At 47.6% G+C, this 21,087-nt stretch carries 20 protein-coding genes; all 20 read left to right on the top strand.

Translation table 11 applies throughout. The features are described from left to right. The 20 genes from smc to hslU all read left to right on the top strand — a co-directional run bounded on the left by smc (nt 1) and on the right by hslU (nt 21,017). Entirely contained in the window at nt 1-3,549 is a 3,549-nt protein-coding gene (gene smc, locus AC4EHJ_RS05005) for a chromosome segregation protein SMC (protein WP_490974478.1), read from the top strand. Between the two features lie 15 nt (nt 3,550-3,564). Further along, nucleotides 3,565-4,581 carry a signal recognition particle-docking protein FtsY gene (ftsY, locus tag AC4EHJ_RS05000; RefSeq protein WP_490974477.1) on the top strand — a complete coding sequence of 339 codons (1,017 nt, stop codon included), beginning with the start codon at nt 3,565-3,567 and terminating at the stop codon, nt 4,579-4,581. 67 nt (nt 4,582-4,648) lie between these two features. After that, nucleotides 4,649-4,972, top strand: coding sequence for a putative DNA-binding protein (locus tag AC4EHJ_RS04995; RefSeq protein ID WP_490975618.1), 324 nt, complete (start codon nt 4,649-4,651; stop codon nt 4,970-4,972). 12 nt (nt 4,973-4,984) lie between these two features. Further along, nucleotides 4,985-6,340, top strand: coding sequence for a signal recognition particle protein (gene ffh / locus AC4EHJ_RS04990; RefSeq protein WP_490974476.1), 1,356 nt, complete (start codon nt 4,985-4,987; stop codon nt 6,338-6,340). Between the two features lie 159 nt (nt 6,341-6,499). Further along, nucleotides 6,500-6,772, top strand: coding sequence for a 30S ribosomal protein S16 (rpsP, locus tag AC4EHJ_RS04985; protein WP_052651220.1), 273 nt, complete (start codon nt 6,500-6,502; stop codon nt 6,770-6,772). A 13-nt stretch (nt 6,773-6,785) separates the two neighbouring features. After that, nucleotides 6,786-7,019 carry a KH domain-containing protein gene (locus AC4EHJ_RS04980; protein WP_490974475.1) on the top strand — a complete coding sequence of 78 codons (234 nt, stop codon included), beginning with the start codon at nt 6,786-6,788 and terminating at the stop codon, nt 7,017-7,019. 72 nt (nt 7,020-7,091) lie between these two features. Beyond that, nucleotides 7,092-7,610, top strand: a complete 519-nt coding sequence (rimM, locus tag AC4EHJ_RS04975; protein WP_490974474.1) for a ribosome maturation factor RimM — start codon at nt 7,092-7,094, stop codon at nt 7,608-7,610. Then, nucleotides 7,607-8,344: a tRNA (guanosine(37)-N1)-methyltransferase TrmD gene (trmD, locus tag AC4EHJ_RS04970; protein ID WP_490974473.1), complete on the top strand. Its 738-nt coding sequence runs from the start codon at nt 7,607-7,609 to the stop codon at nt 8,342-8,344. Before rimM ends, trmD begins: the two co-directional genes overlap by 4 nt. Before the next feature lie 124 nt (nt 8,345-8,468). Further along, nucleotides 8,469-8,813, top strand: coding sequence for a 50S ribosomal protein L19 (rplS, locus tag AC4EHJ_RS04965; protein WP_135503810.1), 345 nt, complete (start codon nt 8,469-8,471; stop codon nt 8,811-8,813). A 304-nt stretch (nt 8,814-9,117) separates the two neighbouring features. Continuing rightward, the gene (lepB, locus tag AC4EHJ_RS04960; RefSeq protein WP_490974472.1) at nt 9,118-9,675 is read left to right on the top strand and encodes a signal peptidase I; all 558 of its coding nucleotides are present in this window, start codon (nt 9,118-9,120) and stop codon (nt 9,673-9,675) included. A gap of 11 nt (nt 9,676-9,686) precedes the next feature. Continuing rightward, the gene (gene ylqF, locus AC4EHJ_RS04955; protein ID WP_490974471.1) at nt 9,687-10,553 is read left to right on the top strand and encodes a ribosome biogenesis GTPase YlqF; all 867 of its coding nucleotides are present in this window, start codon (nt 9,687-9,689) and stop codon (nt 10,551-10,553) included. A gap of 91 nt (nt 10,554-10,644) precedes the next feature. Next, nucleotides 10,645-11,424, top strand: a complete 780-nt coding sequence (gene rnhB, locus AC4EHJ_RS04950) for a ribonuclease HII (RefSeq protein ID WP_490974470.1) — start codon at nt 10,645-10,647, stop codon at nt 11,422-11,424. 129 nt (nt 11,425-11,553) lie between these two features. Further along, on the top strand, nt 11,554-12,714 hold the full coding sequence (gene sucC / locus AC4EHJ_RS04945; protein WP_490974469.1) for an ADP-forming succinate--CoA ligase subunit beta: 1,161 nt from the start codon (nt 11,554-11,556) through the stop codon (nt 12,712-12,714). A gap of 17 nt (nt 12,715-12,731) precedes the next feature. Continuing rightward, nucleotides 12,732-13,634, top strand: coding sequence for a succinate--CoA ligase subunit alpha (gene sucD, locus AC4EHJ_RS04940; protein WP_490974468.1), 903 nt, complete (start codon nt 12,732-12,734; stop codon nt 13,632-13,634). Nucleotides 13,635-13,699: 65 nt separating this feature from the next. Next, on the top strand, nt 13,700-14,593 hold the full coding sequence (gene dprA / locus AC4EHJ_RS04935) for a DNA-processing protein DprA (RefSeq protein ID WP_490974467.1): 894 nt from the start codon (nt 13,700-13,702) through the stop codon (nt 14,591-14,593). 105 nt (nt 14,594-14,698) lie between these two features. Further along, nucleotides 14,699-16,768 (top strand): type I DNA topoisomerase, encoded by a 2,070-nt coding sequence (gene topA / locus AC4EHJ_RS04930; RefSeq protein ID WP_490974466.1) that lies wholly within the window; start codon nt 14,699-14,701, stop codon nt 16,766-16,768. Nucleotides 16,769-16,787: 19 nt separating this feature from the next. Then, complete coding sequence (gene trmFO / locus AC4EHJ_RS04925) at nt 16,788-18,098, top strand: FADH(2)-oxidizing methylenetetrahydrofolate--tRNA-(uracil(54)-C(5))-methyltransferase TrmFO (RefSeq protein ID WP_490974465.1); 1,311 nt, start codon at nt 16,788-16,790, stop codon at nt 18,096-18,098. 69 nt (nt 18,099-18,167) lie between these two features. Further along, the gene (gene xerC / locus AC4EHJ_RS04920) at nt 18,168-19,061 is read left to right on the top strand and encodes a tyrosine recombinase XerC (protein WP_490974464.1); all 894 of its coding nucleotides are present in this window, start codon (nt 18,168-18,170) and stop codon (nt 19,059-19,061) included. Nucleotides 19,062-19,077: 16 nt separating this feature from the next. Next, nucleotides 19,078-19,626: an ATP-dependent protease subunit HslV gene (gene hslV / locus AC4EHJ_RS04915; protein WP_135503828.1), complete on the top strand. Its 549-nt coding sequence runs from the start codon at nt 19,078-19,080 to the stop codon at nt 19,624-19,626. Beyond that, the gene (gene hslU, locus AC4EHJ_RS04910) at nt 19,623-21,017 is read left to right on the top strand and encodes an ATP-dependent protease ATPase subunit HslU (RefSeq protein WP_490974463.1); all 1,395 of its coding nucleotides are present in this window, start codon (nt 19,623-19,625) and stop codon (nt 21,015-21,017) included. The genes hslV and hslU overlap by 4 nt, the downstream gene beginning before the upstream one ends. The last annotated feature ends 70 nt before the right edge of the window (nt 21,018-21,087 follow it).

Here is a 21,087-nt window from a genome sequence, read left to right as displayed (position 1 = left end):
ATGTTTTTGAAACGATTAGAAGTCATGGGGTTCAAGTCGTTCGCCGATCGCATCGGCATCGATTTCGTCCCCGGCGTGACAGCAGTTGTCGGCCCTAATGGAAGCGGCAAGAGCAACGTCACCGATGCAATCCGCTGGGTGCTTGGCGAGCAGTCTGCCAAATCATTGCGCGGTGCAAAAATGGAAGATGTCATTTTTGCCGGCAGTGAATCCAGAAAGCCGCTGAATTTTGCGGAAGTAACGTTGGTATTGGACAATACGGACGGCAGGGCCCCTCTCGATTACAGCGAAATCAGCGTGACGAGAAGGGTTTTTCGCAGTGGTGAAAGTGCATATTTGCTGAATAAGCAAAATTGCCGCCTCAAAGACATTACGGATTTGTTCATGGATTCCGGACTCGGAAAAGAAGCTTTTTCCATCATTTCCCAAGGTCGGGTTGACGAAATTCTCAATAGCAAAGCAGAAGAGCGGCGCTCGATTTTTGAAGAAGCTGCGGGCGTTTTGAAGTATAAGCAACGCAAGAAGAAAGCTGAATTCAAACTCAGCGAAACTGACGAAAACCTGAATCGCGTATTGGATATCCTGCATGAACTCGACGGCCGTATGGAGCCGCTGCAAATCCAGGCATCAACTGCCCGCGATTATTTGGATATGAATGAACAATTGAAAGGCGCGGATATTGCGCTATTGGCTTTCGACATAACGCAGCTCCAACAGCAATTGGCGGCGCTGGAAGAAGATGCAGCTTCCCATTTGCGCAAAGAGCGCGAGTTGGCAGCTGACATCGAAGAAAAAGAACAAGGGGTTAAAACGATCCGCTCGGCATTGAAAAAGCTGGACGATGAAATTGACGGCTCCCAGCAGCATTTGGTAGAGGCAAGCAGTGAAAGCGAGAAGTGGGAAGGCCGCAAGCTTTTGATGTCAGAGAAGAAGAATAACGCAGACCGCCAGGCCCAACAGCTGACAGCGAGCCTGAATGGGGAAAAACAGGAAAACGCAGCTCTCCACAAAAAGCATAGTGAACAATTGGCCATGCTGCAGGAGCGCAAAGCCGAACAGCTGGCGATTCGCCAATCCGTGAAAGTGCTGGAGGACCAGCTCAACCGGTCGCCTGCTGATATCGACAACGACATCGAAACCCATAAATCCACTTATATCGATTTGATGAACGAACAGGCAAGCGTCCGAAACGAATTGAAGAATATCGATTTGCAGGAACAGCAAGTATCGGAATCCAGCAGCCGCATCGCCGTGCAACAGGCGGATTTTTCGACTGAATTGGCACGCCTTGATGAAGAAAAAACGGCTGCCGGGAAAAAACTCGAAGGCATACGGAAACTGCTGGAAGAAAAACGCGCGCAGTACAAAGCAGCGGAAACGGCCTATATCAGCAAAAAAGGGGCGTTTGATAAAAAGCAAGCGATGTTATTCCAGGCTTACCAGTCGCAAAAGCAACTTAGTTCCCGCGTGGAGACGTTGCAAGAGCTGGAAGCAGATTTCTCCGGCTTTTTCCAAGGCGTCCGTGAAGTACTGGTGGCGCGTGACAAAGGCCAGCTCACCGGTATCGTAGGAGCAGTCGCTGAAATTGTCCAAGTTGATCAGCAATACGCGAAAGCGATTGAAACTGCGCTGGGGGCAGCAAGCCAGCATATTGTCACTGAAAATGAACTAAATGCCCGTGAAGGCATCGAATTTTTGCGCAATAAACGCGCAGGGCGCTCTACATTCCTGCCGATGACTGTCATGAAATCACGGAAAATCCCTTCCCATAGCATAGCGGCTGTCGAGCAGCATCCGTCATTTGTGAAAATGGCGTATGAATTGGTCGGCTATGACCAGAATTACGGAATGATTGTAGAAAACTTGCTTGGCAATGTTATCATTGCGAAAGATTTGAAAGGTGCTTCGGCCATCGCCAAATTAACGATGAACCGTTACCGCACTGTTACATTAGACGGAGATGTCGTTAATGCAGGCGGTTCGATGACCGGCGGCGCCAATAAGACTCAGGCCTCGTTCTTTACACGGAAAGCTGAGTTAGAGCAATTGGTCGTTCAGCTGAAGGAATTGACGAGCACTATCGCCCAAGCTGAAACAACAGTGAAAAAAGAACAGCAAGAAGTCACCGAAGCAGAACAGGCATTAAACAATCTGCGTTCCGAAGGTGAGAAATACCGGGATATGGAAGCAGAGCGCGCGATTATTCTGCGTGAAATCGAAGCTGTCTTAAAGACGACGAAAGACCGCTACGGACTGTTCCAAGCCGAGCGCAGCAATAAAACACACGACTTGTCCGCGATAGCCGATAAAAAAGAAGCAGCTGCAGACCGGCTAGGCGAAATCAGCCTGGAGCTGCAATCGATTTCCAAACAAATCGACGAACTGACGCAGTTCAAGCAGCAAAATGATACAGCCCGCGATTCGGTCATTTCCAAATTAGCGGACCAGAAATCTTCGCTTGCTGTCATGAAAGAGCGTGTCGCCCAGCTAATTGGCAGTGAAGCGGAGCTTTTGGAGCGGAAAGAGAAAAGCGACTTGAAAATTCAGCAGCTGCAAAAAGAGCTCGATTGGATTCAGTCGGAAGAAGCATCGAAAGTTTATTCCGCTGACGATATCTTACGGGAAATTACAGTCTGGACCAATAAGAAAGAGATGGTGCAACAGGCGCTTGTCGAGCTGAAAGCAGGCCGAACGGCTAAGCAAAGGGAACTGACCGCGCTCGAAGAGCAATTGAAAGAGCTTCAGCGCATTTACAAAGGCTTTGTCGAAGCGATCCGCATTTGCGAAGTCAAGTCGACGCGCATCGATGTTCAAATGCAAGGTTTTCTTTCCCAGTTGGAGAATAATTACCACATGACCATTGAAAAAGCGTGTGAATTCGAACTGGCCGACGACGAAGCAGCAGTCCGCAAGAAAGTGAAATTGCTGAAACAGTCGATTGAAGAACTGGGGCCGGTCAATATCGGGGCGATTGAAGAATTCGAGCATGTCTCCGAACGCCACAACTTCCTGACTGAACAGCGCAACGACCTGAACGAAGCAAAAGAGACGCTGCGCACCGTCATCCGTGAAATGGATGAAGAAATGACCAGCCGTTTCGATGAAACATTCCATGCAATCCGCGGGCATTTCCAGCGGGTCTTCCGCGAATTGTTCGGCGGAGGCTCAGCGGATTTGGTGCTGACCAATCCCGAGGATATGCTTATGACCGGCGTGGAAATTATCGCGCAGCCGCCAGGGAAAAAGCAGCAGACCTTAAGCCTGTTGTCAGGCGGTGAACGGGCGCTTACCGCTATTGCGCTGCTGTTTTCGATTTTGAACATTCGCCCGGTGCCGTTCTGCGTACTTGATGAGGTAGAAGCAGCGCTTGATGAATCGAATGTCGTGCGTTACAGTCAGTACTTGAAGAAATTCAGTAAAAACACCCAATTCATCGTCATTACGCACCGCAAAGGGACGATGGAAGGCGCAGATGTGCTATATGGCATCACGATGCAGGAATCAGGCATTTCGAAACTGGTGTCCGTCAAATTGCAGGAACAAAATTAATAGAGGAGTGGTCATGTGAGTTTCTTTAAAAAGCTGAAAGATAAATTTGCAGGAAATGCGGAAGCGGAAGAGTCGACAGAAAAATACAAAGAAGGCTTAACGAAAACGCGCACGGGCTTTACGTCGAAAATCAATGACCTCGTAGCGAAATACCGCAAAGTCGATGAGGATTTCTTTGAGGAATTAGAAGAAATCCTCCTTCAAGCAGACGTTGGATTTGAAACTGTCATGGAATTGATGGATGAACTGCGCTCTGAAGTGCAGCGCCAAAATGTCAAAGACACGTCGACGGTCCAATCCGTCATTTCGGAAAAATTGGTGGAAATCTATCAAGCTGGCGACGAGGAAACCAACGAATTGAAATTCGCCGATGATCTGACTGTGATTTTATTTGTCGGAGTCAATGGCGTCGGCAAGACGACAAGCATCGCCAAATTGGCGCACCGGCTGAAAAATGAAGGGAAATCCGTCCTTTTGGCAGCGGGCGACACATTCCGCGCCGGAGCAATTGAACAATTGGACATCTGGGGCAAGCGCGTCGGAGTCGACGTCATCAAACAAAGTGAAGGATCCGACCCGGCAGCGGTCATGTACGATGCCGTCCGTGCAGCAAAATCGCGCGGCGTGGACGTGCTGATCTGCGATACTGCGGGACGTTTGCAAAACAAAGTCAACTTGATGAAAGAGCTGGAAAAAGTGAACCGGGTCATCGCACGCGAAATCCCTGGCGCACCGCATGAAGTCCTGCTAGCGCTGGATGCAACGACTGGCCAGAACGCATTGATTCAAGCGCAGATGTTCAAAGAAGTGACAAACGTGACAGGCATCGTCCTGACGAAGCTTGACGGCACTGCAAAAGGCGGAATCGTTTTGGCTATCCGCAGCAAGCTGAAAATCCCGGTGAAATTTGTCGGTCTTGGCGAGCAAATGGACGACCTGCAGCCGTTCGACCCGCAAAAATATGTCTATGGCTTATTTGCGGAAGGTTTGGACAAAGAAGAAGCGATGGAACTCTTAGAAGGAGACAAGTAAAATTACTTGACACCTTACTCTGTTTTCAGTATCGTAAAAAAGAGAGTGGATGGGGTGAACTGCAATGATGGGTTTAGAAAAAACAACGCGCATGAATTACCTGTTTGATTTTTATCAGGAATTGCTGACTCCTAAACAGCGCAGCTATATGGAGCTCTATTATTTGGACGACCATTCCTTGGGGGAAATCGCAGAAGCGTATCATATCACCCGCCAAGCGGTGTATGACAATATCCGCCGCACTGAAGCGATGCTTGAAGAATATGAAGCCAAACTGCAGCTGTTCGAGAAATTTCAAAAACGGCAGCAGCTGGTTTCAGCATTTGAAAAAGAAACCTTTACAGAAGAACGGGTCCGGGAATTCCTTGACCAGTTAAAAGAATGGGATTAGGAGGCGATAGCAATGGCATTTGAAGGATTAGCTGAACGCCTGCAAGGCACCATCCAAAAGATCAAAGGCAAAGGTAAAGTGTCGGAAGCGGACGTCAAAGAAATGATGCGAGAAGTCCGATTCGCTTTGATCGAAGCGGATGTCAACTTGAAAGTCGTAAAAGAATTCGTGAAAAAAGTCAGTGAACGCGCAATCGGCGTGGACGTCATGGAAAGCTTGACTCCGGGCCAGCAAGTCGTGAAAATCGTCAAAGACGAGTTGACGGAATTGATGGGCGGCGACCAAAGCAAAATCGAGTTTTCGGCGAAGCAGCCAACCGTCATCATGATGGTGGGATTGCAGGGGGCTGGTAAAACGACCACTTCCGGCAAACTTGCCAGCTTGCTGCGCAAAAAAAATAATCGCAAGCCGCTATTGGTAGCTGCCGACGTCTACCGTCCGGCCGCTATCCAGCAGCTCGAAACAATCGGCAAGCAATTGTCGCTGCCGGTCTTCTCAAAAGGCACGGATATTTCCCCTGTGGAAATTGCACGGCAGGCGATCGAGTTCGCTAAACAGGAACATATGGACACGGTCATCATCGATACGGCCGGACGCCTTCATGTCGACGAAGCGCTGATGCAGGAATTGAAGGATATCCGTGCCCTTAAAGAGCCGGAAGAAATTTTCCTTGTCGTCGACGCGATGACCGGCCAGGACGCCGTCAACGTAGCACAGAACTTCGATGACGCTATCGGCATCACCGGAGTCGTGTTGACAAAGCTTGACGGCGATACACGCGGTGGTGCGGCTCTTTCCATCCGTTCTGTTACCCAGAAACCGATTAAATTCGTCGGTATGGGCGAGAAGATGGATGCATTGGAACCGTTTTACCCGGAACGCATGGCTTCACGGATCCTTGGCATGGGCGATATGCTGTCGTTGATTGAAAAAGCGCAGTCAAACGTCGATGAAGAAAAAGCGAAAGAACTGGAAGAGAAATTCCGGACTTCTTCGTTCACATTCGATGATTTCCTAGACCAGCTGTCGCAGGTCAAACAGATGGGGCCGTTGGATGAGATCCTCAAGATGCTGCCAGGCGCCAATAAAATCAAAGGGCTGGAAAATGCCAAAGTTGATGAAGGCCAGATGGCCCGCGTTGAAGCGATTATCCAATCGATGACGACGCAGGAGAAGACAACGCCTGACATCATGAACTCGAACCGCAAAAAACGCATTGCCAAAGGTTCGGGAACGACGATCCAGGACGTCAACCGTCTATTGAAGCAATTTGAAGACATGAAAAAAATGATGAAACAGATGTCGGGCATGAGCCAAAAAGGCAAAAAGAAAGGGTCTATGCCAGGCCTGGATTCGCTTTTTAAATGATCTGAGATTGATTTGTTTCGCGTGAAATCCCTTGAAAAATGCGGCGCAACACTGTTGCAGCAAAGAAATTTCAAGGTGTTAAGAAAAAATACTTTACAAACTATTTAAAGCTTGATAATATAATATCTTGTGTGAAACTATTCGGAGGTGCTTTAAGAAATGGCAGTAAAAATTCGCTTGAAACGTATGGGAGCTAAGAAATCTCCTTTTTACCGTATTGTAGTAGCTGACTCACGTGCTCCACGTGACGGCCGTCAAATCCAAACAGTGGGTACTTACAACCCGCTAACAGTTCCAGCTGAAGTTAAAATTGACGAAGAATTAGCGTTGAAATGGCTTCATGATGGTGCTAAACCATCTGACACAGTTCGCAACTTGTTTTCTCAAAACGGCATTATGGAGAAATTCCATAACGAAAAATTAAGCAAGTAAGGGAGTTTTTCTTATGAAGCAGCTGATTGAAACCATTGTGAAACCGCTAGTCGATCATCCGGACGAAGTTCGCGTCGAAACCGACGAAAATCCAAGCCGAATTGTCTATAAACTTTCAGTGCATCCAGAAGATACAGGGAAAGTCATCGGTAAACAAGGACGTGTCGCGAAAGCGATCCGCTCCATCGTGTATTCAGCAGCTGGGAATCACCATAAGAAGAAAACTTACGTCGATATTGTGGATTAGCAAAAAAGGGAGGAGCCTAGGTTCCTCCCTTTTTTGTCAGCCAAAACAGAAACTGAAAGGATGTTTTATTGCGTGGAATGGTTTAATGTAGGAAAAATAGTCAACACACACGGCATCCTTGGAGAAGTCCGTGTTTTGTCCCGCACGGATTTTCCGGAAGAGCGGTTTGCCGTCGGCATGAAACTGGGCTTGTTCAAGAAAAACGATAAGAAACCGATCATGGTGACAATCGCGAGCCATCGCCAGCACAAGAATTTCGAATTGCTGACGTTTGAAGGCTATCCGCACATCAATGATGTTGCGGAATTCAAAGACAGCTATCTGCGCATTGCAGAACACGACTTGACGGATCTTGAAGAAAACGCTTTTTACCACCATGAAATTCTTGGCTGTGAAGTGTATTCGACAGAAGGCGGCCTTCTTGGGAAAGTTACCGAGATCTTGGAGACAGGAGCAAATGATGTATGGGAAGTGACGCCGGAAGCTGGCAAAAAACACTATATCCCTTATATCGAAGATGTTGTCAAAGAAATAGACATAGATGAAAAGAAAATCGTCATCGAAGTGCTGGAAGGCTTGTTGAACACATGAACATAAACGTCATTTCGCTCTTTCCGCCAATGTTTGAAGGGGTTTTCAACCAATCGATCATGAAAAAGGCACAAGCCAAAAATGCGGTCAAGCTGAACGTCGTGGACCTCCGGGAATTCGCCGACAATAAACGGCAAGTCGATGATTATCCTTTTGGCGGCGGAGCAGGGATGGTTCTGAAACCGGAACCGATGTTCACTGCTGTCGAGTCGCTTATCACGGATAAAAAGCCGCGCGTGATCTTAATGTGCCCGCAAGGCGAACGCTTTACGCAGAAAAAAGCGGAAGAGCTCGCGCAGGAAGAAGATTTGATCTTTATTTGCGGCCATTATGAAGGATACGACGAGCGGATTCGGGAACATCTGGTGACAGACGAGATTTCGATCGGCGACTTTGTCCTCACTGGCGGCGAACTTGCTGCCATGACAGTCATCGACAGTGTCGTCAGGCTGCTTCCAGGGGTCCTTGGGAACGCCGACTCTTCTATCAAAGACTCATTCTCAACTGGAATGCTCGAACATCCACAGTATACCCGTCCGGCAGATTTCAGAGGCTGGCAGGTTCCTGCCGTGTTAACTTCCGGAAACCATGGGAAAGTCGATCAATGGCGAGAAGAGCAGGCGCTGAAACGCACACTTGAACGCCGGCCGGATCTGCTGGATCACATCCAGCTTTCAAAGCAGCAGCAGAAGATTCTCGATTCACTGAAAAACACCAGCAACAAACAAGAATAGACCTTGCATAACCGCTTGTTTAGTGATACCATGGAGTCTGTACTTTTATGTAAAGTACAGGATCACGGTGTTCCGCTGCAGCAGCAATTGTGTGCAAGAGCATCTGTAGAAGGAGAGAAAAAACATGCAAAACATTATTGCAGACATTACTAAAGATCAACTTCGTACAGACCACCCGGACTTCCGTCCAGGAGATACTGTCCGTGTACACGTGAAGGTCGTTGAGGGAACTCGCGAACGGATCCAGTTATACGAAGGAGTTGTAATCGGTCGCCGTGGAGGCGGAATCAGTGAATCATTCACAGTCCGCAAAATCTCTTATGGTGTTGGTGTTGAGCGTACATTCCCTGTACACACGCCAAAAATTGCACAGCTTGAAGTTACCCGCCGTGGTAAAGTTCGTCGTGCGAAACTGTACTACTTGCGTAACCTTCGCGGTAAAGCAGCACGCATCAAAGAAATTCGATAAGATTCCACTAGTGAAAGAGGGCGAATGCGCCCTCTTTCTTTTTTGCGTAAAAATTGAGTGAGGTCCGCTATACACTTAGCCCGCATCACTTGTTAGGGCTGTGCAGGCGCCTTCGCTTTTCTTATTGTCTAGCTCAGGCGGCCAGGTTCTCGGGTCGTAAGCCGACCTGGCTGTGCGGCAGAATACATGCCGCTTCGCCAGGCCTTCTTACGCCTGTCGAACCTAAGCGGCCGCCTTCGCTTTTCTTTGCTAAAAGCCTAAAATGCTTGTACAATTACAGTAGAATGTCTGGGGAGGAACGCGCATGGAACGTGAAGTTAAACAGAAGAATGAGGTTTGGGAATGGTCAAAAGCGCTGTTGATTGCGTTCGGGCTTGCGGCAATTATTCGTGTTTTCTTTTTTACTCCGATTGTAGTGGACGGCGAATCGATGATGCCGACTTTGGAGCATGGCGACCGTATGATTGTCAACAAGATCGGCTATTCGGTAGGAGAGCCTGATCGATTCGATATCATCGTTTTTCATGCGCCTGAAGAAAAAGATTATATTAAGCGGATCATTGGCTTGCCAGGAGATCACATCGCTTATGAAAATGATCAGCTGTTTATTAATGGACAAGCGGTGGAAGAGCCTTATTTGGATATTTACAAAGAAGGCATCACCGGCACATTGACAGAGGATTTTACGTTAGAAGAAAAAATCAATGAGAGTACGATACCGGAAGGTCATGTCTTCGTTATGGGAGACAACCGGAGAGCAAGCAAAGACAGCCGGCATATCGGTATAGTGCCAATGGATGACGTCATCGGCAATACGAGTTTCGTATTTTGGCCGATGGAAGAAGCAGGGCTCGTTAACTAAGGAGTGTTTTTATGACGATACAGTGGTTTCCAGGGCATATGGCCAAAGCTAGAAGAGAAGTAACAGAAAAACTAAAGCTGGTCGACATCATTTTTGAACTTGTGGATGCCCGGCTTCCTTTATCCTCGCGCAATCCGATGATCGATCAAGTGATCCAGCATAAACCTAGGCTGATCATTTTGAACAAAATGGACATGGCCGATGAAACAGAAACAAAGAAATGGATCCGCTATTTCGAAGGGCAGGGGACACGTGCAGTCGCAATCAATTCCCTGGAGGGCAGAGGGCTGCAGGCAGTCACGAAAGCTTCGAAGGAAATTCTCGAGGACAAGTGGAGCCGCATGATCGCCAAAGGAATTAAGCCGCGTGCCATCCGCGCAATGATTGTCGGGATTCCAAACGTCGGAAAATCCACGTTGATCAACCGGCTGTCGAAGAAAAGCCTGGCTAAAACTGGCAACATGCCGGGAGTGACTAAAGCCCAGCAATGGATAAAAGTCGGCAAGGAAATCGAACTATTGGATACGCCAGGTATTTTGTGGCCGAAGTTCGAAGATCAGGAAATCGGCTTTAAGCTGGCGGTGACAGGCGCGATTAAAGACTCGGTCATCCAAATGCAGGAGCTGGCGATTTACGCATTGAAATTTCTTGAACAGCGTTATCCCGAGCGGCTGAAAGAGCGTTACGGCATTGATGGCGTGGATGAAGAAATCGTCAATACCTTTGACGCAATTGGCAAAAGACGCAGTTTCGTTTCACCAGGCGGTGAAGTGGATTATGAAATGACCGCAGAGGCGATTGTCCGTGATATCCGCAATCAATACTTAGGGCGGGTCACATTCGATTACCGTGACGAAATGATTGCCAAAGAAGAATGACGCTAAGGGCTGATTCCGTGAAACTGGGGTCAGTCCTTTTTCATTGCCGGCAGTTTTGGTTTATGAAACAACAAGAGAAAGGGAGAGGCATATGCAGACAAGTGCAGCAATCAAAAAGCGGCTGGCAGCGGAAAGCGACTGGCAGCCATGGATGGACGAATTGAAGGAAGACGGCCGGAAATCGGTCCAGGCGGCGCTGAAGAGCTGGCAGCGAAAAAAAGGGCACCAGGACAAATTGTGGTTTGAACACAATGGGAAAATGTCATTTGACCAATCGTTCAAAACGGATCCTGGCGAACGGGTCTGCGGGATTGACGAAGCGGGTCGGGGGCCGCTCGCAGGCCCAGTCGTAACGGCGGCGGTCATATTGCCAAACGACTGCAGCGCGCTGATCGGTTTGGACGACTCGAAGAAAATTCCGGCAGCAAAGCGAGGGCAGCTGGCGCAGCTTATTAAAGAGCGGGCTGTGAGCTACGCCATACATATCCAGCCTCCTGAGAAGATTGATGAACTTAATATCTATCAAGCGACAAAACAATCGATGGCTCAAGCCGCCTTGAACCTTGATCCGGCACCTGACATCATATTGGCAGACGCGATGTTGCTGGAAATAGGCATTCGCTGCGAATCAATCATTAAAGGAGACGCAAAAAGCCTGAGCATCGCCGCTGCCTCGATTCTGGCAAAAACGGCGCGCGATGCCATCATGGACGATTACGCGGAACTGTTTCCGGCTTACGGCTTTGAAAAACATTCAGGCTACGGCACAAAAGACCATCTTCTCGCACTGGACCGTGTCGGACCGTGCTCCATCCACCGAAAAACGTTCGAGCCGGTGAAATCGATGGTTGCAGCGAAAAACGCTGAATAACACCGGAAATGATTGAAAACTTCAAGTTTTTTGGAGTATTGCCGTCAACTGTGGACATTTAATGGCAACTTTAATACAATGGTAAAGGCAATAAAATTACGATACAGATGTTTGATTGGAGGACGAAAGATGAATATCCATGAATATCAGGGAAAACAGATCCTAAAACAATATGGAGTAGCAGTTCCTGAAGGCTATGTTGCTTTTTCTCCGGAAGAAGCTGTCAAAGCTGCCAAAGAACTTGGTACTGAAGTTGTTGTGGTGAAAGCCCAGATCCACGCAGGTGGCCGCGGGAAAGCAGGCGGCGTTAAGCTTGCTAAGAACTTGGATGAAGTGCGCGCTTATGCGAAAGAGCTTCTTGGAAAAGTGCTCGTTACACATCAGACTGGTCCTGAAGGCAAAGAAATTAAACGCCTGTATATCGAAGCAGGAAGCAGCATCGAAAAAGAATACTATCTTGGTTTGGTTCTAGACCGCGAAACTTCACGTGTAACTCTTATGGGTTCTGAAGAAGGCGGAATGGACATCGAGGAAGTAGCAGCAAACAATCCGGAGCGCCTCTTCTACGAAGAAATCGACCCGGTTGTCGGCTTGACTGGCTTCCAGGCACGCCGCATGGCGTACAACATGAACATCCCTACCAAGCTTGTCAACAAAGCAGCTAAATTGATGCTCGGCCTTTACCAGGCTTACATCGATAAAGATGCAGCAATCGTTGAGATCAATCCTTTGGTTGTTACAGGAGACGGACAAGTAGTAGCATTGGATGCAAAATTCAACTTCGATGCAAATGCTCTTTACCGCCACCAAGACATCATGGAAATGCGCGACTACGATGAAGAAGATCCAAAAGAAATCGAAGCTTCCAAGTATGACTTGAGCTACATTTCTTTAGACGGGAACATCGGCTGTATGGTTAACGGCGCCGGACTTGCTATGGCAACTATGGACACGATCAACTATTACGGCGGAACACCCGCTAACTTCCTTGACGTTGGGGGCGGTGCGACTGCTGAGAAAGTAACGGAAGCATTCAAGATCATTCTTTCTGATAAGAATGTAAAAGGAATCTTCGTTAACATTTTCGGCGGAATCATGAAGTGTGACATCATTGCTGAAGGCGTTATTCAAGCAGCAAAAGAAGTCAGCTTGAGCGTACCTCTAGTCGTTCGTCTTGAAGGAACAAACGTTGAACTTGGCAAAAAACTGCTGAACGAATCAGGTCTTGACATCGTCGCTGCCGGCACTATGGCAGAAGGCGCTAAAAAGATCGTAGAACTTGTAGGCTAAGAAGGGCAGGGACAAAAATGAGCGTTTATATTAATAAAGACACGAAAGTGCTTGTACAAGGAATTACAGGGTCAACTGCCCTTTTCCATACAAAGCAAATGCTGGAATACGGCACTAAAATCGTTGCTGGGGTAACTCCTGGCAAAGGCGGCACTGAAGTTGAAGGCGTACCTGTATTCAACACAGTTGAAGATGCTGTCAAAGCGACTGGAGCAAACGTTTCTGTAATTTATGTACCGGCTCCTTTTGCTGCTGATGCAATTCTTGAAGCGGTTGAATCTGAACTAGATATGGCAATCTGTATCACTGAACACATTCCAGTCTTGGATATGGTAAAAGTGAAACGCTATATGGAAGGCAAGAAAACTCGCCTAGTAGGACCGAACTGTCCTGGAGTTATCACTCCAGACGAATGCAAAATCGGTATCATGCCTGGATATATCCATAAAAAAGGACATGTTGGCGTTGTTTCACGCTCAGGTACTTTGACGTATGAAGCGACGCACCAATTGTCTCAAGAAGGCATCGGCCAATCGACTGCTGTCGGAATTGGTGGAGATCCGGTCAACGGAACAAACTTTATCGATGTCTTGAAAGAATTCAATGAAGACGAAGATACTTACGCGGTCGTCATGATCGGTGAAATCGGCGGAACAGCTGAAGAAGAAGCTGCTGCGTGGGTTAAAGAAAACATGACAAAACCGGTTGTCGGCTTTATCGGCGGCCAAACGGCTCCTGAAGGAAAACGCATGGGCCATGCTGGTGCCATCATTTCTGGAGGAAAAGGGACTGCTGCTGATAAGATCAAAGCAATGAACGCTGCTGGAATCCAAGTTGCAGAAACTCCATCAGTAATCGGCGAAACTTTAATCCGAGTCATTAAAGAAAATGGCTTGTATGACCGCTGCAAAACACATTAATATAAGAGTAAGGCGCATCAAGCTGATGCGCCTTCTTTTTTTACTGAAATTTGAGGAGGAATGGAATGGACGGATTGTTTTTGCAAAGATTGTACGCCCTGCATTATGTGTACCCAAAACCGTTGAACCGGCTGTCAAAACTGATGGCGGACGATCAAGATCTTGGGAAGCTGAGCCGAAAAAGCTTAGTGGAGATCGCTTTTCTGTTGAATTTGACGGTACAGCAAGCACATGATTTGAAAAAAGCCTATACAGAAGCGCTCGATATCCCTTTTAGAAATCTCTACGGAAAACACAAGATAACCCCCATATCTTTTCTTCATCCGCATTACCCCAAATCATTGCTGGAATTGATCGATCCCCCAGCCATCCTTTATGCTAAAGGCCGAACGGAACTGCTGCTCGCGCCGCAAAAGATAGCCGTGATCGGCTCACGTAAGGCTTCAGCCTATTCCCGCAAAGCAATGGACACAATACTGCCTGTTTTAACCCAGCATGAATTTTTAATTGTCAGCGGCTTGGCGAAAGGGGCAGATGCGATGGCCCACGAAATCGCGATAAATTCCGGCGGCGAGACAATTGCGGTCGCAGGCAGCGGATTTTTACATCCGTATCCAAAAGAAAATGCTGCACTGAATAATATAATAGAAGAAAAATTTTTGTCGCTTACTGAATATCCGCCTTATATGCAGCCAAAACGCTGGAATTTCCCGATGCGCAACCGGATTATCAGCGGCTTGTCCTGCGGCGTTCTGGTTACGGAAGCACAACTGAAAAGCGGTACGCTGAGTACGATTGAGCACGCCCTTGACCACGGCAAAGACGTTTTCGCGGTGCCGGGCGATATCTTTTCGTGTTTGTCAGAGGGACCGCATAAACTCATCTCAGAAGGCGCAAAACCGGTGTGGAACGGCTATCAGATTCTGGATGAATACCGGCAACTAACGGCTGAAAAATAATTCCGCAAAATGAAAAGCCTTGCAATCCGGTAAAATCTGTTATACATTTTGCAACAGGTAATTCTTTTAGATAATTTTAAGAAACCTCTATGAGGAGGAATAGTCATGTCGGATTTTTTGGTCATAGTCGAGTCGCCTGCAAAGGCGAAAACAATTGAACGTTATTTAGGTAAAAAGTACAAAGTCCGGGCATCGCTCGGCCATCTGCGTGATTTGCCCCGAAGCCAAATGGGTGTGGATGTTGAAAATAATTACGAACCCCGCTATATTACGATTCGGGGAAAAGGACCTATTTTGCAAGACCTGAAAAAAGAAGCGAAAAAAGCGAAAAAAGTCTTTCTGGCAGCTGACCCGGATCGCGAAGGTGAAGCGATCGCTTGGCATCTGGCGACTGCGCTAGGTGTCGACCAAGACTCGGATTGCCGAGTCGTATTCAACGAAATTACGAAAGACGCCATCAAAGAATCATTCAAGCATCCACGAAAAATCGATATGGATTTAGTGGACGCACAGCAGGCACGGCGTATACTTGACCGTTTGGTCGGCTATAGCATCAGCCCGCTGCTTTGGAAGAAAGTCAAAAAAGGCTTATCGGCTGGCCGTGTGCAATCTGTCGCGCTTCGCTTGGTCATCGACCGTGAAAACGAAATCAAGAATTTCGAACCGGAAGAATATTGGTCGATTACAGGTGAATTCGAAAAAGCTAAAAAGAAATTCGAAGCCCAATTCTACGGCAATACGAAAGAGAAGTTGAAATTGCAGAACGAAGAGGACGTCAAAGCTGTAATGGCTACCATCAAAGGCGACAATTTTAATGTGAACCGCGTTGTTAAAAAGGAAAGAAAGAGAAATCCTTCCCCTTCTTTTACAACTTCATCCCTCCAGCAGGAGGCTGCCCGCAAATTAAATTTCCGTGCGAAAAAGACGATGATGCTTGCCCAGCAGTTATATGAAGGTATTGCAGTAGGCAAAGAAGGCATTACGGGTTTGATCACTTATATGCGGACAGACTCAACCCGTATTTCGGATACGGCTAAAAAAGACGCACTCGATTTCATCAACAGTAATTATGGAAACGATTACGCAACTAAAACGACAGCGGCCAAGCAGTCGGCGAAGTCGCAGGATGCCCACGAAGCGGTACGCCCGACAAGCGTCATGCGTACACCGGAATCGATGAAAAGCATTTTGTCGCGAGATTTGCACCGTTTGTACAAATTGATTTGGGACCGTTTTGTAGCAAGCCAGATGTCTCCGGCAGTCCTGGATACGGTCATGGCGGAACTGCAGAACGGCGAGGCGATATTCCGCGCAAATGGTTCGCAAGTGAAGTTCCCTGGATTCATGAAGCTTTATATTGAAGGAACTGATGACCAGACGGAAGACAAAGACAATATTTTGCCTGAAATGGCGGAAGGTGATATTGTAAAAGCTGTCGGCATTGAGCCGAAGCAGCATTTCACGCAGCCGCCCCCACGCTTTACTGAAGCCCGCCTCGTACGGACGCTTGAAGAGCTGGGAATAGGCAGACCATCAACTTATGCACCGACGCTTGATACGATTCAAAAGCGCGGTTACGTAGCGCTTGATGCGAAACGCTTTATTCCGACTGAACTTGGTGAAATTGTTCATGCACTTGTGCTCGAATTTTTCCCGGATATTTTAAATATCGAGTTTACCGCTAAAATGGAACACGATCTGGACAGTGTGGAAGAAGGCGAAATCGATTGGCGGAAAATCATTGATGTGTTCTTCAAGGATTTTGAAAAACACGTTGAAGTGGCTGAAAATGAAATGGAGAAAGTGCAGATCAAAGATGAACCCGCTGGCGAAGACTGCGAACTTTGCGGATCGCCGATGGTCTATAAACTTGGCCGCTACGGCAAATTCATGGCATGCAGCAATTTCCCGGATTGCCGCAATACAAAAGCAATCGTTAAGCATATCGGCGTAACATGCCCGACTTGTAAAAAAGGTGAAGTCGTTGAACGGAAGAGCAAAAAACGCCGCATATTCTATGGCTGCGACCGCTACCCGGAATGTGAATTTGTGTCATGGGATAAACCGATTGAACGGCCTTGTCCGAAATGCAGCGAGCTGCTAGTGGAGAAGAAAGTGAAAAAAGGCGTTCAAATCACATGTACGAAATGCGATTACAAAGAAGAAGTTCAATAATTGATAGAGGTGTTTAGAAATGACAAAATACGTTAATATCATCGGTGCTGGCTTAGCTGGCAGTGAAGCAGCTTGGCAAGTGGCGAAACGCGGCGTCAACGTACGCCTTTACGAAATGCGCCCAGTAAAGCAGACGCCTGCCCACCACACGGATAAATTTGCAGAATTGGTATGCAGCAATTCGCTGCGCGCCAATAATTTGACGAACGCTGTCGGCGTTATCAAAGAAGAAATGCGCACATTGGACTCGGTTATTATCGAGTCCGCAGACAAAGCATCTGTTCCTGCTGGCGGGGCATTGGCGGTTGACCGCCATGAATTTGCCGGCATGGTGACGGATAAAGTGCGGAATCATCCGCTCGTTGAAGTGATCAATGAAGAAGTGACTGAAATCCCGGAAGGCATTACGATTATTGCAACAGGGCCATTGACGTCTCCGGCAATGGCTGAAAAAATCCTTGAGTTGACTGGACAGGAATACTTGTATTTTTATGATGCAGCGGCGCCGATTGTTGAAAAAGACAGCATCGACATGAACAAAGTTTATCTGAAATCCCGTTACGACAAAGGGGAAGCAGCCTATTTGAACTGTCCGATGACTGAAGAAGAATACATGCGATTCCATACTGCGCTAGTTGAGGCGGAAGTTGTCCCATTGAAAGAATTTGAAAAAGAGATTTATTTTGAAGGGTGCATGCCGGTTGAAGTTATGGCGGCACGCGGCGATAAGACCTTGACATTCGGCCCGATGAAACCGGTCGGACTGGAAGACCCGAAAACAGGCGAACGCCCGTATGCAGTCGTCCAGCTCCGCCAAGACGACGCGGCTGGCACACTTTATAACATCGTCGGCTTCCAGACGCATTTGAAATGGGGAGCACAAAAAGAAATCTTGAGAATGATCCCGGGCTTGGAGAATGTTGAAATCGTGCGCTACGGCGTCATGCATAGAAATACATTCATCAACTCGCCTACTGTTTTAAAACCAACTTACCAGCTTCGTTCAAACCCGAGCATCTTCTTTGCAGGGCAGATGACAGGAGTCGAAGGATATGTCGAATCAGCAGGCAGTGGCTTGCTTGCAGGCATCAATGCTGCAAAACTGGCATTAGGCGAAGAATTGGTCGTATTGCCAGCCGAAACGGCTTTAGGAAGCATGGCACGCTATATCACAGAAGCGGACAGCAAAAACTTCCAGCCGATGAACGTCAACTTCGGTTTGTTCCCGGATCTTGGCGTCCGCATCAAATCGAAGCAAGAGCGCGCTGAAAGGCACGCAGAGCGGGCATTGGAATCGATTCGCAATTTTGTGAATACAGTAACTGTTTAATTGATAAAAGCCTCTAAATGTTGTTATAATTTAGAGGCTTTTGCATTTGCAAAAAAGGTGGGTTCATTGATGGATAAACGAGACATGCTGAAATCTTTTATGGCCTACATTCAACTTGAAAAAAATTATTCCGAACATACCGTCCGCCATTATGAAAAAGATCTGGAGGATTTTTTTCTGTTTTTGGAAGGGGAAGGTGCATCTGACCTGACAACGATCGAGTATTTGCATGCCCGTAATTACGTAACGAAATTATACGACGAGAAATTGTCACGGACGACGATATCCCGTAAAATCTCATCGATCCGCTCATTCTTTAAATACGGTAGCCGGGAATTCGGTTTGAGCGAAGCGGCGTTCCGCTCGCTTTACCACCCAAAAAAAGAAGAACGGCTTCCTCAGTTTTTTTATGAAGAGGAACTTGAGGTTTTATTCCAGGCGGTGCAGGGCACTGATAATTTATCGCTGCGCAATATGGCGTTGCTCGAGTTATTGTATGCGACCGGCATGCGCGTCGGTGAATGTGTGTCGATCCAGATGAAAGATTTAGACCGCACGATGCACATCGTCAAGGTCATGGGGAAAGGCCGGAAAGAGCGCTACATCCCTTATGGCCAATTTGCCCATGATGCGCTGGAACTTTATATCGAGGAAGTTCGTCCTAAACTGATGAAGAATCGGGACCATCAAGGATTATTCGTCAATAGCAGAGGAGACGCGCTGACTGACCGGGGCGTCCGCCATATACTTAGCGAGTGCATGAAAAAGGCTTCTGTCAATTCGACGATTTATCCCCATATGATCCGCCATACGTTTGCGACGCATTTATTGAATAACGGTGCGGATATGAGAACTGTGCAAGAGCTGCTGGGGCATAGCCATTTGAGCTCCACCCAGGTATATACGCATGTCACGAAAGAGCATTTAAGGAAAACGTATTTGAACAGCCATCCAAGAGCTTAAAGAGGAGGACTTTGAAATGGAGCAATTCCATGCAACAACGATATTCGCGGTTCAGCATAATGGCGAATGCGCCATGTCGGGCGACGGCCAGGTGACTTTCGGCAATGCGGTGGTCATGAAGCATACGGCTCGCAAAGTCCGTCGCCTATACGACGGCAAAGTGCTGACGGGTTTCGCGGGGTCTGTCGCGGACGCTTTCACATTATTCGAGATGTTCGAAGGAAAGCTGACGGAATACAACGGCAACCTGCAGCGTTCGGCGGTTGAACTTGCGAAGCAATGGCGAGGCGATAAAATGCTGCGCCAGCTGGAAGCGATGCTGATCGTCATGGACCGTGATGAGCTATTGCTAGTGTCAGGCACTGGTGAGGTAATCGAACCGGATGACGGCATCCTGGCAATCGGATCCGGGGGCAATTACGCACTGGCAGCTGGCCGGGCGTTGAAAAAATATGCAGGCGACCATATGACGGCAGCGGAGATCGCGCAGTCGGCATTGGAAACGGCAGCAGATATCTGCGTGTATACGAACCATCAAATTGTATTGGAGGAGCTGTCAAAATGAAAAAACAGCAAGATTTGACTCCGAGGCAAATAACTGAACATCTGGACCGTTATATCGTTGGCCAGAAAGATGCAAAACGCTCAATCGCGATTGCTTTGCGTAACCGGTACCGGAGAAGCCGGCTGGACGACGAGCTGCGCGATGAAGTGATTCCGAAGAATATTTTGATGATTGGGCCGACAGGCGTCGGCAAGACCGAAATTGCGCGGCGCATCGCTAAATTGACAGGCGCACCGTTCGTTAAAGTGGAAGCCACCAAATTTACGGAAGTCGGCTATGTCGGGCGTGATGTCGAATCGATGGTGCGTGACTTGGTGGAAGCTGCTGTACGGATTGTTAAAGAAGAGCGCTTTGAAGCTGTGAAAGACCAAGCTGAAGCAGCAGCGAACGACCGCATCGTTAAATTGCTGGCGCCGTCGCTGAAGAAAAAAAGCAATAGCCAAAATCCGCTGGAAATGCTTTTCGGCCAGAAAATGGATCAGGAAGACGAAGATCCGGTGGCGGAAGTGGAAGTACGGGTCAAGCGCAGAGAGATTGCCGCCGACTTAAAGGCTGGCAAACTGGAAGATGAAACAATCACGATTGAAGTGACGGAGAATACGGCAACGATGTTTGACGCTTTGCAAGGTTCGGGAATGGAACAGATGGGCGCAAACATGCAGGATGCTTTGTCATCGCTGATGCCGAAAAAGACGAAAAAACGGAAAGTGCAAGTCAAAGAAGCGCGGCGGATCCTGGCTGCTGAAGAAGCGGCGAAGCTGGTCGACGACGAAGAACTCGCGGCAGAAGCAATCCAGCGTTCGGAGCAGGACGGCATTATTTTCATTGATGAAATGGATAAGATCGCGAGCAAGAACAGTTCTTCAGTGGATGTATCGCGTGAGGGCGTGCAGCGGGATATCCTGCCAATCGTCGAAGGTTCGACCGTGTCGACAAAATACGGCTCTGTTAAAACCGATTACATGTTGTTCGTCGCCGCGGGAGCTTTTCATATGTCAAAACCATCAGATTTAATTCCGGAACTGCAAGGGCGCTTCCCGATTCGCGTCGAACTGCAGAAGCTGGAAGTCGATGATTTTGTCAAAATTCTTACAGAACCTAAACATTCTTTGATAAATCAGTATAAAGCACTTCTCGAAACAGAGGGAGTTGTGATACACTTCAATGATGCGTCAATAATCAGACTTGCGGAAATCGCTTATCAAGTGAATCAGGAAACTGATAATATAGGTGCGCGAAGACTCCACACAATTCTGGAACGGTTGTTGGAGGACCTATCTTTTGAAGCAAGTGAAATTTCGCCAGCCCAGATCGACATAACGCCGCAGTACGTTAATGAAAAACTGGAAAGTGTGGCGAAAAACAAAGATTTGTCACAATTTATTTTGTGATTTGAAGCATATAAGTATCATTAAAGTGTAAAAACCTTTAGAATATTTAATAAATACGTTCGAAAATTGT

The sequence above is a fragment of the Planococcus sp. TJ-301 genome, from assembly GCF_058268475.1.
Note: the sequence above shows the minus strand (reverse complement) of the source record. Positions and strands in the feature narration are given on the sequence as shown.